This window comes from Lacticaseibacillus rhamnosus (genome assembly GCF_900636965.1).
GTDB lineage: Bacteria > Bacillota > Bacilli > Lactobacillales > Lactobacillaceae > Lacticaseibacillus > Lacticaseibacillus rhamnosus.
In genome coordinates, this window is record NZ_LR134331.1 from 807,444 (window position 1) to 820,625 (window position 13,182).

Annotated in this window: 7 protein-coding genes, 25 tRNA genes and 3 rRNA genes; 32 read left to right on the forward strand and 3 right to left on the reverse strand. The window is 48.8% G+C overall.

Annotated features, from left to right (window positions below; translation table 11 throughout):
- The first annotated feature begins 2 nt into the window (after window positions 1-2).
- Together EL173_RS04035 and EL173_RS04040 are read left to right on the forward strand one after the other, a co-directional pair.
- Entirely contained in the window at window positions 3-779 is a 777-nt protein-coding gene (locus tag EL173_RS04035; RefSeq protein ID WP_005714507.1) for a TIGR01457 family HAD-type hydrolase, read from the forward strand.
- Entirely contained in the window at window positions 780-1,412 is a 633-nt protein-coding gene (locus EL173_RS04040; protein ID WP_005692051.1) for a TIGR01906 family membrane protein, read from the forward strand.
- Window positions 1,413-1,472: 60 nt separating this feature from the next.
- On the opposite strand, the gene EL173_RS04045 is transcribed toward EL173_RS04040, so the two are convergent.
- The 3 genes from EL173_RS04045 to EL173_RS04055 form a co-directional block, all read right to left on the reverse strand.
- Window positions 1,473-2,126 (reverse strand): VTT domain-containing protein, encoded by a 654-nt coding sequence (locus EL173_RS04045; protein ID WP_005685565.1) that lies wholly within the window; start codon window positions 2,124-2,126, stop codon window positions 1,473-1,475.
- 85 nt (window positions 2,127-2,211) lie between these two features.
- A complete protein-coding gene (locus EL173_RS04050) occupies window positions 2,212-2,715 on the reverse strand; it encodes a phosphatidylglycerophosphatase A family protein (RefSeq protein ID WP_005685566.1) in 504 nt (167 codons plus the stop codon).
- A gap of 94 nt (window positions 2,716-2,809) precedes the next feature.
- A complete protein-coding gene (locus tag EL173_RS04055) occupies window positions 2,810-3,796 on the reverse strand; it encodes an NAD(P)/FAD-dependent oxidoreductase (protein ID WP_014571202.1) in 987 nt (328 codons plus the stop codon).
- A 234-nt stretch (window positions 3,797-4,030) separates the two neighbouring features.
- Here EL173_RS04055 and EL173_RS04060 point away from each other — a divergent pair, with 234 nt between their 5' ends.
- The 30 genes from EL173_RS04060 (at window position 4,031) to EL173_RS04205 (ending at window position 13,180) form a co-directional block, all read left to right on the forward strand.
- Window positions 4,031-4,615 carry a peptidylprolyl isomerase gene (locus EL173_RS04060; protein WP_005692059.1) on the forward strand — a complete coding sequence of 195 codons (585 nt, stop codon included), beginning with the start codon at window positions 4,031-4,033 and terminating at the stop codon, window positions 4,613-4,615.
- Window positions 4,616-4,678: 63 nt separating this feature from the next.
- Window positions 4,679-5,062 carry a CvfD/Ygs/GSP13 family RNA-binding post-transcriptional regulator gene (locus EL173_RS04065; RefSeq protein ID WP_019728266.1) on the forward strand — a complete coding sequence of 128 codons (384 nt, stop codon included), beginning with the start codon at window positions 4,679-4,681 and terminating at the stop codon, window positions 5,060-5,062.
- 803 nt (window positions 5,063-5,865) lie between these two features.
- Window positions 5,866-7,435 (forward strand): 16S ribosomal RNA (locus EL173_RS04070).
- 220 nt (window positions 7,436-7,655) lie between these two features.
- Window positions 7,656-10,573, forward strand: a 23S ribosomal RNA gene (locus EL173_RS04075).
- Window positions 10,574-10,683: 110 nt separating this feature from the next.
- Window positions 10,684-10,800: ribosomal RNA gene (gene rrf, locus EL173_RS04080) — 5S ribosomal RNA — on the forward strand.
- The 16S, 23S and 5S rRNA genes sit together here with 25 tRNA genes alongside, the layout of an rRNA operon.
- Before the next feature lie 8 nt (window positions 10,801-10,808).
- Window positions 10,809-10,881 (forward strand) — tRNA-Val (locus EL173_RS04085).
- Between the two features lie 2 nt (window positions 10,882-10,883).
- A tRNA-Lys gene (locus tag EL173_RS04090) sits at window positions 10,884-10,956 on the forward strand.
- Window positions 10,957-10,998: 42 nt separating this feature from the next.
- Window positions 10,999-11,071: transfer RNA gene (locus EL173_RS04095), tRNA-Thr, on the forward strand.
- A gap of 34 nt (window positions 11,072-11,105) precedes the next feature.
- Window positions 11,106-11,177 (forward strand) — tRNA-Gly (locus EL173_RS04100).
- A 60-nt stretch (window positions 11,178-11,237) separates the two neighbouring features.
- Window positions 11,238-11,311 (forward strand) — tRNA-Arg (locus tag EL173_RS04105).
- 5 nt (window positions 11,312-11,316) lie between these two features.
- A tRNA-Pro gene (locus tag EL173_RS04110) sits at window positions 11,317-11,390 on the forward strand.
- Between the two features lie 27 nt (window positions 11,391-11,417).
- Window positions 11,418-11,491, forward strand: a tRNA-Met gene (locus EL173_RS04115).
- A gap of 8 nt (window positions 11,492-11,499) precedes the next feature.
- A tRNA-Ile gene (locus EL173_RS04120) sits at window positions 11,500-11,573 on the forward strand.
- Window positions 11,574-11,621: 48 nt separating this feature from the next.
- Window positions 11,622-11,695 (forward strand) — tRNA-Met (locus EL173_RS04125).
- A gap of 7 nt (window positions 11,696-11,702) precedes the next feature.
- Window positions 11,703-11,776, forward strand: a tRNA-Asp gene (locus EL173_RS04130).
- A gap of 5 nt (window positions 11,777-11,781) precedes the next feature.
- A tRNA-Phe gene (locus EL173_RS04135) sits at window positions 11,782-11,854 on the forward strand.
- Window positions 11,855-11,873: 19 nt separating this feature from the next.
- Window positions 11,874-11,944, forward strand: a tRNA-Gly gene (locus EL173_RS04140).
- Between the two features lie 14 nt (window positions 11,945-11,958).
- Window positions 11,959-12,032, forward strand: a tRNA-Ile gene (locus EL173_RS04145).
- A 27-nt stretch (window positions 12,033-12,059) separates the two neighbouring features.
- Window positions 12,060-12,147: transfer RNA gene (locus EL173_RS04150), tRNA-Ser, on the forward strand.
- A 4-nt stretch (window positions 12,148-12,151) separates the two neighbouring features.
- Window positions 12,152-12,223 (forward strand) — tRNA-Glu (locus EL173_RS04155).
- A 9-nt stretch (window positions 12,224-12,232) separates the two neighbouring features.
- Window positions 12,233-12,324: transfer RNA gene (locus EL173_RS04160), tRNA-Ser, on the forward strand.
- 10 nt (window positions 12,325-12,334) lie between these two features.
- Window positions 12,335-12,408: transfer RNA gene (locus EL173_RS04165), tRNA-Met, on the forward strand.
- Window positions 12,409-12,415: 7 nt separating this feature from the next.
- Window positions 12,416-12,489, forward strand: a tRNA-Asp gene (locus tag EL173_RS04170).
- A gap of 45 nt (window positions 12,490-12,534) precedes the next feature.
- Window positions 12,535-12,607 (forward strand) — tRNA-Phe (locus EL173_RS04175).
- A 4-nt stretch (window positions 12,608-12,611) separates the two neighbouring features.
- A tRNA-Tyr gene (locus tag EL173_RS04180) sits at window positions 12,612-12,692 on the forward strand.
- Window positions 12,693-12,697: 5 nt separating this feature from the next.
- Window positions 12,698-12,768, forward strand: a tRNA-Trp gene (locus tag EL173_RS04185).
- A 10-nt stretch (window positions 12,769-12,778) separates the two neighbouring features.
- A tRNA-His gene (locus tag EL173_RS04190) sits at window positions 12,779-12,851 on the forward strand.
- Between the two features lie 7 nt (window positions 12,852-12,858).
- Window positions 12,859-12,930: transfer RNA gene (locus tag EL173_RS04195), tRNA-Gln, on the forward strand.
- A gap of 45 nt (window positions 12,931-12,975) precedes the next feature.
- Window positions 12,976-13,046: transfer RNA gene (locus EL173_RS04200), tRNA-Cys, on the forward strand.
- 50 nt (window positions 13,047-13,096) lie between these two features.
- Window positions 13,097-13,180 (forward strand) — tRNA-Leu (locus tag EL173_RS04205).
- Window positions 13,181-13,182: the final 2 nt, after the last annotated feature.

The following is a 13,182-nucleotide window of genomic DNA, read 5'->3' on the forward strand; positions in this document are numbered from 1 at the left end:
ACTTGAAGTATAAAGGTTATATGATTGATCTGGATGGAACGATTTATCGGGGGAAAGAACGGATTCCGGCAGCAAAGGATTTTGTCGAACGGTTGCAAGCGGCGCGGATTCCGTTTTTATTTTTAACGAACAATACGACTAAAAGCCCTGAAGATGTCGTTGATAATTTAGCCAAAAATCACGATATTCATGTCACGCCTGATCAGATTTACACGCCATCATTGGCAACGGCGGCTTATTTGACGGACCTTAATCACGGGGATGTTTCAGGGAAATCCGTGTATATCATCGGTGAGCTTGGCTTGAAGCAAGCACTTTTGGATACCGGATTACGGTTAAATGAAGTGGATCCGGACTATGTGGTAGTGGGCTTGGATTATGATGTCACCTATCATAAGTTTGAATTGGCGACTTTGGCCATTAAGCGTGGCGCCAAGTTTATCGGCACCAACGCGGATACCAACCTACCCAATGAACGGGGATTGGTTCCAGGAGCTGGGTCACTGATTGCATTAGTAGAGCGTAGTACCCAGCAGCGCGCTTTTTACATTGGCAAACCGGAGCCGACAATTATGGAGAAAGCACTTAAAAAGATGGGCTTGCCTAAAGACTCGGTTGCCATGGTGGGTGATAATTACAACACCGATATTAAGGCGGGATTAAACGCGGGCATTGATACGATCCTGGTTTATACCGGGGTGTCAACGCGTGATTATGTGTCTAAACAAGTTCATCAGCCAACGCATCAAATTGACCAGTTAACGGACTGGGAGGTTTAGATGAAACGCGCTGGGCAGTGGGTGGTTCTTTGGCTGGCAATAATTAGTACCGTCATTTTGGTCACGATCCTGAGCACGTTGCTGACGTTTCCAATTTATGCACATATGGATGACTTACCGCAAATTGCCGCTATGTCATTAGGAAGGCTTTACCACAATTACTTACAATTGATGGCTTACCTGAATTTCCCTTGGATTGGGACACTTCGAATGCAGGATTTTCCAACTAGTCTGCATGGAGCGGTTCACTTTGCTGACGTGCGTCGTCTGTTTATTTTCGATATCCTCGTGGCCCTCGTAACGCTGCCTTTTGCTATTCGTTGGCTACATCGGCTCAAAGCCACGAGTAAGCGTTACTTGTTGGTGCGACCGTTTATGATCGGGGCAGTCGTGCCAATCGGGTTAACGGCACTATTGGCGATGAACTTTGACCGGTTCTTTATTGTTTTTCATGAAATGCTTTTCCGGAATCAGGACTGGCTGTTTGATCCGGCAACCGATCCGATTATCAATGTTTTGCCGGAAGGATTCTTCATGCTTTGTTTCCTACTAGCATTTGGTTTGTTTGAAGCAGTGATGATATGGGGCATTTGGCGAGGGCGGCAAGATGCACGGCTCGGGTCAAAGCAATAGAAAAGGCGCAGCACATGTTGTTTATAAACATGCGTTGCGCCTTTTTGTTAGATTTGATGATTAGCGATCAGCGACTTTGGCAGTGCGGGTTTTAACCGCGGCAATGACCATTGGTAGAAGTGAGATCAAGACGATGCCAAGCGCAACGAGTGAAAAGTGTTCTTTTACAAAAGTCACATTACCGAAATAGAAACCGCCGAGCACGCATAAGGTGACCCATAAGAAACCGCCAAGTAAATTGTAGTGGATGAACTTACCATAGTGCATACGGGAACCACCGGAAACGAATGGGGCAAAAGTGCGAATAAGCGGCATGAAACGGGCAATTGCAATTGTTTTGCCGCCATGCTTATCGAAGAAGGCCTCTGCTTGGCGCAACTTGTCACGATTGATCAAGCGCCCGAACCAGCCTTTACCGGTAGAAGCAGCAGAACCGACACGCTTACCGATTTCATAATTAACAGTATCGCCTAAAACCGCAGCAGCCAAGAAAACCGCGAAGAGAATCCAGACATTCAAGTTGTAAGCCGCGTTGGCAGCTAAAGCACTTGCGGCAAACAACAGTGAATCTCCGGGTAAGAACGGGAAGACAACGACCCCGGTTTCGATGAAGACCATCGCAAAGAGGATGACGTAGGTCCAGGGGCCGAAGCTATTGACGATGGTGATCAAATGTTCATCAATGTGTAAGATGAAATCAAACAACTGGGTCATTTTGTAAACTCCTTTAATGAATTATCTTTCATTATACGGGATAAGATGAAAGTTTCATGAAACATGCGAAAATTTTAGAAAAACATCAATAAATATCGTCTTCGATTTCCGGATGGGAGTGGGCAAGGCGACTGGCAGCAGCGGCAGCCATTGCCCCGACGATATCATCAAGAAAAGTGTGGATGATCCCCGGCTCGTGGGCATTGAGCTTGGCCAGAATTCCTGGCTTAATCCGATCAATATAGCCGTAATTAGTAAAACCAATTGATCCATAAACATTGACGATTGAAAAGGCCAACACCTCATCGACCCCATAAAGCCCTTCATCTTCTGCAATGATCTTCTGTAAAGGCTCCTCAAGACTGTTTGCTTCAGCAGCCTTATCTAAAGCGATGCCAGTCATCACGGCATTTTGAACCTCCCGTTTACGCAAAACAATGCGAACGTTTTGCGTGGCTTCTTCGATCGTCAATTTAGGAATGAAACGTTCCTGTAAGAACATGACAAGTTCACCAATATCACTGAGTTGCACACCGCGCTCGTGTAATAACTGGATCGTGCGTTCATACAATTTCTCTTCATTTGTCATTTTTCGCTTCTCCATTCAAAGTGGGCGTTGGCCAGTGTGCTTAGCAGTCGGTACTGGCGAACACATTAGCGTCATTAGGTTGAGCTGGCTGGTTTTATCGATAAAGTTGGGTACTGTGCAAAGCTTGACGGCGTTCCGGGTAAAGCCGACTGAGCGCTTCGTTAATGGCAGTCGGTGCCTCACCAAAGCCGCTGGCAATCAATGGCAACTTTCCGGCATAACTGACGGCATCACCAATCGCAAAAATTCCGGGTCGGCTGGTTTGCATCTGTGAATCAACCAGGATGCCATTACGATCGGTTTTGAACTGCCATGCTTGAAGATGCCGTTTGTCAGTAACAAAGCCATAATTAACCAGCAATTTGTCGACTGTTAAGGTGGGCTGGTCCTCACCACGAACTTCTTTTAAGCGTACAGCCAGGCGCTTATTTTCGTGCGTGACGGCTTCGATTAAATACGGGGTTTCGATCGTCACACTACTTTTTTCAAGTGCAGCCACACTTGCCTCAAGTCCGCGAAATTTGGAGCGGCGATGAATTAAAGTAACATGCCGGGCAATCGGCTCCAGCGCCAAAGCCCAATCAATGGCAGAATCGCCGCCGCCAGCGATGGCAACTTCCTGATCGCGAAAAGTCTCCAGATCTTGAACAAAATAAAAAAGTTGCTGACCTTCTAAAGCGGGGTCATAATCAACGGCTAATTTACGCGGCGTGAAGGCACCGCCACCAGTCGCAACAATGACCGTTTTAGTGTGGAAATCTCCTTGGCTCGTATGCAAAACAAAAGTACCATCATCAGCCTCGTCAATGGTCTGAACTTCAGTAGCTGTTTTGACGTCCGGCTTAAAATGCATCAGCTGAGTTTTCAGTTGAGCGACTAAATCCTTACCGCTGACATGGGGGAAGCCGCCGATATCATAAAGAATCTTGGCCGGATATAAATTTCCGGTTTGACCACCGAGTTCGTCAAGACTTTCTAATAATAAGACATCTGCTTGACGTAACCCGGCATAAAAAGCGGCGAACATGCCGACCGGGCCGCCGCCAATCACAGTGATTTCATATACATGCTGCACTGACATTTGCAATGCTCCGTTTCGATAAATAATATGACGTTCATACCCTACCATATTTTGCTAATGGTTACCAAGGTGACAGTAGTCTGGCAAGCCTGTTTAACAAGATATCACCATTGAATGGTTCATTGACTAAGGGAGTGCACAAAGCAAATGACATTTACTTTGCCCATATTGATGATGCTGGTATACTACGCCTAGTGTTAGAAATACGAATGAGACAAATGAAGGAGACTGATTATGGACTATCCACAACTAGAACTTGCAGAATTCAAAGGACCAAAAGCAATTTTTGAAACCAGCGAAGGACATTTTGAGATTGCACTATTTCCAAAACAGGCTCCTAAAACCGTTGATAACTTCATCGGCTTAGCTAAAAAAGGGTACTACGATGGCCTGATTTTTCACCGCATCATTGCCGATTTTATGATTCAAGGCGGCGACCCGACAGGCACGGGAATGGGCGGCGAAAGCCTGTGGGGCAAACCCTTTGAAGATGAATTTTCAAATCAACTATTTAATCTAAAAGGTGCTTTGTCAATGGCCAACGCGGGTCCTAACACCAACGGCAGTCAATTTTTCATCGTCACGAATAGGCATCTGGATCCGAGCATGAAGGCACAATTAAGCGAAGCCGGATTTCCCGAACCGATTATCAAAGCCTATGAACAAGGCGGCACACCGTGGTTAGATCATCGCCACACCGTTTTTGGTCAAGTGTTATCAGGACTATCGGTTGTGGAGAAAATCGGTCAAGTCAAAACCGGTGCCAACGATAAGCCGGTTGAGCCGGTGACGATCGATCGGTTGACAATTCAAGACTAATATTGGTTGCCGCTGATTTTTAGGGTATACTCAAAGAGAAATCCAATGAAATGAAGTGTCAGAATGGAATATCGCATAGGAGATATCTTGACTGGCAAAGTGACAGGGGTCCAACCATATGGGGCGTTTGTCATGCTGGATGAGCACACACAAGGTTTAGTGCACATTTCAGAATGCCAGCACGGTTATGTCAAGGACACCAGCGATATTTTTAACGTCGGCCAGCGAGTTGAAGTTGTGATCTTGGACATCGACGAATATACCAAAAAAATTAGTTTATCCTTGCGTGCGTTGCAAGCGCCGCCTCGGTTAGGTAAGAAGCGGCGTCGCAAACATTACTGGACCAGTCGTAAATTTCACACCGGCTTTGCACCGATTGCCGCTCATTTAGATGGGTGGGTCGCTGAAGCACTTGAACACTTAGATGGAGAAACCACTCATAAATGAGCGGTTTTTTCTTTACGCTTCATCAGCAGTGCAGGCAAATGAGGCGGGCATAGATTGCTCTGGCTTAATTAAATGGCATTAGGCTGTTCATGGTAATGAAGTTAGGGTATTGCGAGAATGTGGTCAGCCAGTTTGCAAGGTTGATGCAGCGAATTTTTAGAATTTGACATTAACGTGGCAATTTTGGGTTCACGATACGATCTTTAGCATTTTGAGGAGATGCACGCTGCCTTAGAGCTTAGTGTAAGGGAATCATGGGTTGATGCAGGGCGCTAATTGTCGTTGTGGCAAATGGAAAACGGAATGCCCCACAGTCGTTCGCAAGTGTCATCAAACGTTTTAGTGAACTTTTAACACGTCCTCCCACCAATTGTTCGCAAAATATGCGAATTTTTATGCATTTTAATTGCTAACGTTCGTTGTTTTTCGGAATTGGAATTTATTTTGATTTATGTCAATTTTTTGTTGACTAGTTCGCGCAAGTGCTGGTATGATACTTGTTGTTGTCAAAACAAAGACGTCGTTCCTTGACGGATGAACTGATGAGATAAAGTTGATGAATCAGCAGGATGTGCATCATTTTCAATAAATTGAATAAATATTCAATTTAAAAAGTTGTTGACATGATATGCTGATCATGATAATCTATCAAAGTTGTCTTTTGACAAAGTAGTCCTTTGAAAACTGAACAAAGTTTCGTTTAAATGTGCAGGGTCCTTGATACTTCGGTATCGAGGCAAAAAGTAACATTTGCGAAGTCAATTCGCTAGAACAACAAATCGAGCTATTCGAACAGCTCATATTTATATGAGAGTTTGATCCTGGCTCAGGATGAACGCTGGCGGCGTGCCTAATACATGCAAGTCGAACGAGTTCTGATTATTGAAAGGTGCTTGCATCTTGATTTAATTTTGAACGAGTGGCGGACGGGTGAGTAACACGTGGGTAACCTGCCCTTAAGTGGGGGATAACATTTGGAAACAGATGCTAATACCGCATAAATCCAAGAACCGCATGGTTCTTGGCTGAAAGATGGCGCAAGCTATCGCTTTTGGATGGACCCGCGGCGTATTAGCTAGTTGGTGAGGTAACGGCTCACCAAGGCAATGATACGTAGCCGAACTGAGAGGTTGATCGGCCACATTGGGACTGAGACACGGCCCAAACTCCTACGGGAGGCAGCAGTAGGGAATCTTCCACAATGGACGCAAGTCTGATGGAGCAACGCCGCGTGAGTGAAGAAGGCTTTCGGGTCGTAAAACTCTGTTGTTGGAGAAGAATGGTCGGCAGAGTAACTGTTGTCGGCGTGACGGTATCCAACCAGAAAGCCACGGCTAACTACGTGCCAGCAGCCGCGGTAATACGTAGGTGGCAAGCGTTATCCGGATTTATTGGGCGTAAAGCGAGCGCAGGCGGTTTTTTAAGTCTGATGTGAAAGCCCTCGGCTTAACCGAGGAAGTGCATCGGAAACTGGGAAACTTGAGTGCAGAAGAGGACAGTGGAACTCCATGTGTAGCGGTGAAATGCGTAGATATATGGAAGAACACCAGTGGCGAAGGCGGCTGTCTGGTCTGTAACTGACGCTGAGGCTCGAAAGCATGGGTAGCGAACAGGATTAGATACCCTGGTAGTCCATGCCGTAAACGATGAATGCTAGGTGTTGGAGGGTTTCCGCCCTTCAGTGCCGCAGCTAACGCATTAAGCATTCCGCCTGGGGAGTACGACCGCAAGGTTGAAACTCAAAGGAATTGACGGGGGCCCGCACAAGCGGTGGAGCATGTGGTTTAATTCGAAGCAACGCGAAGAACCTTACCAGGTCTTGACATCTTTTGATCACCTGAGAGATCAGGTTTCCCCTTCGGGGGCAAAATGACAGGTGGTGCATGGTTGTCGTCAGCTCGTGTCGTGAGATGTTGGGTTAAGTCCCGCAACGAGCGCAACCCTTATGACTAGTTGCCAGCATTTAGTTGGGCACTCTAGTAAGACTGCCGGTGACAAACCGGAGGAAGGTGGGGATGACGTCAAATCATCATGCCCCTTATGACCTGGGCTACACACGTGCTACAATGGATGGTACAACGAGTTGCGAGACCGCGAGGTCAAGCTAATCTCTTAAAGCCATTCTCAGTTCGGACTGTAGGCTGCAACTCGCCTACACGAAGTCGGAATCGCTAGTAATCGCGGATCAGCACGCCGCGGTGAATACGTTCCCGGGCCTTGTACACACCGCCCGTCACACCATGAGAGTTTGTAACACCCGAAGCCGGTGGCGTAACCCTTTTAGGGAGCGAGCCGTCTAAGGTGGGACAAATGATTAGGGTGAAGTCGTAACAAGGTAGCCGTAGGAGAACCTGCGGCTGGATCACCTCCTTTCTAAGGAAACAGACTGAAAGTCTGACGGAAACCTGCACACACGAAACTTTGTTTAGTTTTGAGGGGATTACCCTCAAGCACCCTAGCGGGTGCGACTTTGTTCTTTGAAAACTGGATATCATTGTTGTAAATGTTTTAAATTGCCGAGAACACAGCGTATTTGTATGAGTTTCTAATAATAGAAATTCGCATCGCATAACCGCTGACGCAAGTCAGTACAGGTTAAGTTACAAAGGGCGCACGGTGGATGCCTTGGCACTAGGAGCCGATGAAGGACGGAACTAATACCGATATGCTTCGGGGAGCTATAAGTAAGCTTTGATCCGGAGATTTCCGAATGGGGGAACCCAGTACACATCAGTGTATTGCCTGCAAGTGAATACATAGCTTGTTGGCGGCAGACGCGGGGAACTGAAACATCTCAGTACCCGCAGGAAGAGAAAGAAAACTCGATTCCCATAGTAGCGGCGAGCGAAGCGGGAAGAGCCCAAACCGAGAAGCTTGCTTCTCGGGGTTGTAGGACTGGACATTGGAGTTACCAAAGTTCGACGTAGTCGAAGTCAGCTGGAAAGCTGCGCCATAGAAGGTGAAAGCCCTGTAAACGAAACGGCGGACTCTCCGTCCAGGATCCTGAGTACGGCGGAACACGTGAAATTCCGTCGGAATCCGGGAGGACCATCTCCCAAGGCTAAATACTCCCTAGTGACCGATAGTGAACCAGTACCGTGAGGGAAAGGTGAAAAGCACCCCGGAAGGGGAGTGAAACAGTTCCTGAAACCGTGTGCCTACAATTAGTCAAAGCCCGTTAACGGGTAATGGCGTGCCTTTTGTAGAATGAACCGGCGAGTTACGTTTGCCTGCGAGGTTAAGATGAAAAGTCGGAGCCGGAGCGAAAGCGAGTCTGAACAGGGCGCTTCAGTAGGTAGATGTAGACCCGAAACCAAGTGACCTACCCATGACCAGGTTGAAGGTGTGGTGAAACACACTGGAGGACCGAACCCATGTATGTTGAAAAATGCTGGGATGAGTTGTGGGTAGCGGTGAAATTCCAAACGAACTTGGAGATAGCTGGTTCTCTCCGAAATAGCTTTAGGGTTAGCCTCGGAGGATGGATCATGGAGGTAGAGCACTGTTTGAACTAGGGGCCCGTCAAGGGTTACTGAATTCAGATAAACTCCGAATACCATTGATCTTACTCCGGGAGTCAGACAGTGAGCGATAAGGTCCATTGTCGAAAGGGGAACAGCCCAGATCACCAGTTAAGGTCCCTAAATTTATGCTAAGTGGAAAAGGATGTGGCGTTGCACAGACAACTAGGATGTTGGCTCAGAAGCAGCCACCATTTAAAGAGTGCGTAATAGCTCACTAGTCGAGTGGCACTGCGCCGAAAATATACCGGGGCTAAGCATAATACCGAAACTGTGGGTGCACCCGTCAGGGTGCGCGGTAGGAGAGCGTTCTAAGGGCGTTGAAGGTCGATCGTGAGGACGGCTGGAGCGCTTAGAAGTGAGAATGCCGGCATGAGTAGCGAAAGATCAGTGAGAATCTGATCCACCGTATGACTAAGGTTTCCTGGGGAAGGCTCGTCCTCCCAGGGTTAGTCGGGATCTAAGGCGAGGCCGCAAGGCGTAGTCGATGACAAGCAGGTTGAGATTCCTGCACTAGTTTATTTTGTTTAAGCGATGGAGGGACGCAGGAGGCTAAGGAAAGCGCACGGCTGGAAAAGTGCGTCCAAGCAGTAAGTCCGGTAGCGAGTGAAATGCTTGCCGCCTTAAGGACAAGCTGTGATGGGGAGCGAAATTAAAGTAGCGAAGTTCCTGATGTCACACTGCCAAGAAAAGCTTCTAGTGAGAAATAAACTACCCGTACCGCAAACCGACACAGGTAGTCGAGGAGAGTATCCTCAGGTGAGCGAGCGAACTCTCGTTAAGGAACTCGGCAAAATGACCCCGTAACTTCGGAAGAAGGGGTGCTGACCGCAAGGTCAGCCGCAGTGAATAGGCCCAAACAACTGTTTATCAAAAACACAGGTCTCTGCTAAATCGTAAGATGATGTATAGGGGCTGACGCCTGCCCGGTGCTGGAAGGTTAAGAGGATGAGTTAGCGCAAGCGAAGCCCAGAATTGAAGCCCCAGTAAACGGCGGCCGTAACTATAACGGTCCTAAGGTAGCGAAATTCCTTGTCGGGTAAGTTCCGACCCGCACGAAAGGCGTAATGATTTGGGCACTGTCTCAACGAGAGACTCGGTGAAATTATAGTACCCGTGAAGATGCGGGTTACCCGCGACAGGACGGAAAGACCCCATGGAGCTTTACTGTAGCTTGATATTGAGTGTTGGTACCGCTTGTACAGGATAGGTAGGAGCCGTAGAGATCGGAACGCTAGTTTCGATGGAGGCATTGGTGGGATACTACCCTAGCTGTATGAACACTCTAACCCGCGTCACTGATCGTGGCGGGAGACAGTGTCAGGTAGGCAGTTTGACTGGGGCGGTCGCCTCCTAAAATGTAACGGAGGCGCCCAAAGGTTCCCTCAGAATGGTTGGAAATCATTCGCAGAGTGTAAAGGTAGAAGGGAGCTTGACTGCGAGACTGACAAGTCGAGCAGGGACGAAAGTCGGGCTTAGTGATCCGGTGGTTCCGTATGGAAGGGCCATCGCTCAACGGATAAAAGCTACCCTGGGGATAACAGGCTTATCTCCCCCAAGAGTCCACATCGACGGGGAGGTTTGGCACCTCGATGTCGGCTCATCGCATCCTGGGGCTGTAGTCGGTCCCAAGGGTTGGGCTGTTCGCCCATTAAAGCGGTACGCGAGCTGGGTTCAGAACGTCGTGAGACAGTTCGGTCCCTATCCGTCGCGGGCGCAGGAAATTTGAGAGGAGCTGTCCTTAGTACGAGAGGACCGGGATGGACGTTCCGCTGGTGTACCAGTTGTGCCGCCAGGCGCATCGCTGGGTAGCTATGAACGGAAGGGATAAACGCTGAAAGCATCTAAGTGTGAAGCCCCCCTCGAGATGAGATTTCCCATTCCTATATGGAAGTAAGACCCCTGAAAGATGATCAGGTAGATAGGCTGGAAGTGGAAGTGCAGCGATGCATGGAGCGGACCAGTACTAATCGGTCGAGGACTTAACCAAGTAAAGCGCCAACTGGCGCTAAGCCAGCGCGCGTTTCGATGAAATACGTTAAGTTCCGGCAAAAACAACAACAATGATAGCCAGTTTTGAGAGCGCAAAGTTCTCATAAGTGTGGTGGCGATAGCAAGAAGGATACACCTGTTCCCATGCCGAACACAGAAGTTAAGCTTCTTCACGCCGAGAGTAGTTGGTGGGAAACTGCCTGCGAGGGTAGGAAGCTGCCACGCTTACATATGGAGGATTAGCTCAGTTGGGAGAGCGTCTGCCTTACAAGCAGAGGGTCACAGGTTCGAGCCCTGTATCCTCCATTGAGCCGTTAGCTCAGTTGGTAGAGCAACTGACTTTTAATCAGTGGGTCGACAGTTCGAGCCTGTCACGGCTCAGAGAATTATTGGTTTTAATTGACGGCTCAAGTCGATATTTTTGCCGACTTAGCTCAGTTGGTAGAGCATCTGTCTTGTAAACAGGGGGTCGAAGGTTCGAATCCTTTAGTCGGCATGGCACCAATAATTTGATAAGCATTTTGTTTCATGCGGAAGTAGTTCAGTGGTAGAACATCACCTTGCCATGGTGGGGGTCGCGGGTTCGAATCCCGTCTTCCGCTTTCCAAGCACAGTGCCGAGGGTGTGCTTGGTCGAAAAGTTCCTCGGCATTATCATGATTTGCACCCATAGCGCAACTGGATAGAGTGTCTGACTACGAATCAGAAGGTTGTAGGTTCGACTCCTACTGGGTGCATTTAACGGGAAATAGCTCAGCTTGGTAGAGCACCTGGTTTGGGACCAGGGGGTCGCAGGTTCGAATCCTGTTTTCCCGATTGGACGCTTAGTCCATATGTTTTTCTCGCGGTGTAGCTCAGCTGGCTAGAGCGTCCGGTTCATACCCGGGAGGTCGAGGGTTCGATCCCCCCCGCCGCGATTGAGCTTGGACCTTTAGCTCAGTTGGTTAGAGCAGGCGGCTCATAACCGCCCGGTCGTAGGTTCGAGCCCTACAAGGTCCATCTTTACAGGCGGGCCACTGTTCGGTATAATCAGTTTGTTACTGTTATCGCGGGATGGAGCAGTTCGGTAGCTCGTCGGGCTCATAACCCGAAGGTCGCAGGTTCAAATCCTGCTCCCGCAATTAATATGGTTCCATGGTCTAGTTGGTTAGGACGCCTGCCTGTCACGCAGGAGATCACGGGTTCGAGTCCCGTTGGGACCGTTTGCGGCTCGGTAGCTCAGTCGGTAGAGCAATGCATTGAAGCTGCATGTGTCGGCAGTTCGATTCTGTCCCGCGCCATATTCATAATCATCCTTATGCGGGTGTAGTTTAGTGGTAAAACCACAGCCTTCCAAGCTGTTGTCGCGAGTTCGATTCTCGTCACCCGCTGCGGTTATGATATTGGGCCTATAGCTCAGTTGGTTAGAGCGCACGCTTGATAAGCGTGAGGTCGGTGGTTCAAGTCCACCTAGGCCCATTGCACCACTTAATTTTATATACACATGGAGAAGTACTCAAGTGGCTGAAGAGGCGCCCCTGCTAAGGGTGTAGACCGGGAAACTGGTGCGAGGGTTCAAATCCCTCCTTCTCCGTTGTGGCCCGTTGGTCAAGTGGTTAAGACACCGCCCTTTCACGGCGGTAACATGGGTTCAAATCCCGTACGGGTCATGGTTAAATGGAGAATTACCCAAGTCTGGCTGAAGGGAACGGTCTTGAAAACCGTCAGGTGGATGTCAATCCACGCGAGGGTTCGAATCCCTCATTCTCCTTTATAATTATCGCGGGATGGAGCAGTTCGGTAGCTCGTCGGGCTCATAACCCGAAGGTCGCAGGTTCAAATCCTGCTCCCGCAATTAATATGGTTCCATGGTCTAGTTGGTTAGGACGCCTGCCTGTCACGCAGGAGATCACGGGTTCGAGTCCCGTTGGGACCGTCCCTCTCGATTTGAGAGGAACAAATTCTATAAAAAGATTCAAATGGCTCGGTAGCTCAGTCGGTAGAGCAATGCATTGAAGCTGCATGTGTCGGCGGTTCGATTCCGTCCCGCGCCATTATGGAGGAGTAGCGAAGAGGCTAAACGCGGCGGACTGTAAATCCGCTCCTTCGGGTTCATAGGTTCGAATCCTATCTCCTCCATTCATAGGGATATAGTTTAATGGTAGAACTACGGTCTCCAAAACCGTCAGTGTGGGTTCAACTCCTACTATCCCTGCTTTATAATGGCGGTATTGGTGAAGCGGTTAACACACCGGTTTGTGGCACCGGCATACGTGGGTTCGATCCCCACATACCGCCCTTTTATTGGGGTATAGCCAAGCGGTAAGGCAACGGACTTTGACTCCGTCATGCGCTGGTTCGAATCCAGCTACCCCAATTTCTCCAACTGCCATAGGAGAAATGCACTCAACTTGATGAATATGGCGGTGTAGCCAAGCGGTAAGGCATGGGTCTGCAAAACCTTGATCGTCGGTTCGATTCCGATCACCGCCTTATCTTGCGGCTAAACCCCAGCAAGACAGAGTGTTAGCTATCATTATTATGCCGGTGTGGCGGAATTGGCAGACGCGCGGGATTCAAAATCCCGTTCCAGCGATGGAGTATCGGTTCGACCCCGATCACCGGTAGC

What these genes read in the sequence shown, in the direction of transcription:
- EL173_RS04040 (WP_005692051.1), top strand. Translation starts at nt 780, where the DNA reads ATGAAACGCGCTGGGCAGTGGGTGGTTCTTTGGCTGGCAATAATTAGT.
- EL173_RS04045 (WP_005685565.1), bottom strand. Translation starts at nt 2,126, where the DNA reads ATGACCCAGTTGTTTGATTTCATCTTACACATTGATGAACATTTGATC.
- EL173_RS04050 (WP_005685566.1), bottom strand. Translation starts at nt 2,715, where the DNA reads ATGACAAATGAAGAGAAATTGTATGAACGCACGATCCAGTTATTACAC.
- EL173_RS04055 (WP_014571202.1), bottom strand. Translation starts at nt 3,796, where the DNA reads ATGTCAGTGCAGCATGTATATGAAATCACTGTGATTGGCGGCGGCCCG.
- EL173_RS04060 (WP_005692059.1), top strand. Translation starts at nt 4,031, where the DNA reads ATGGACTATCCACAACTAGAACTTGCAGAATTCAAAGGACCAAAAGCA.
- EL173_RS04065 (WP_019728266.1), top strand. Translation starts at nt 4,679, where the DNA reads ATGGAATATCGCATAGGAGATATCTTGACTGGCAAAGTGACAGGGGTC.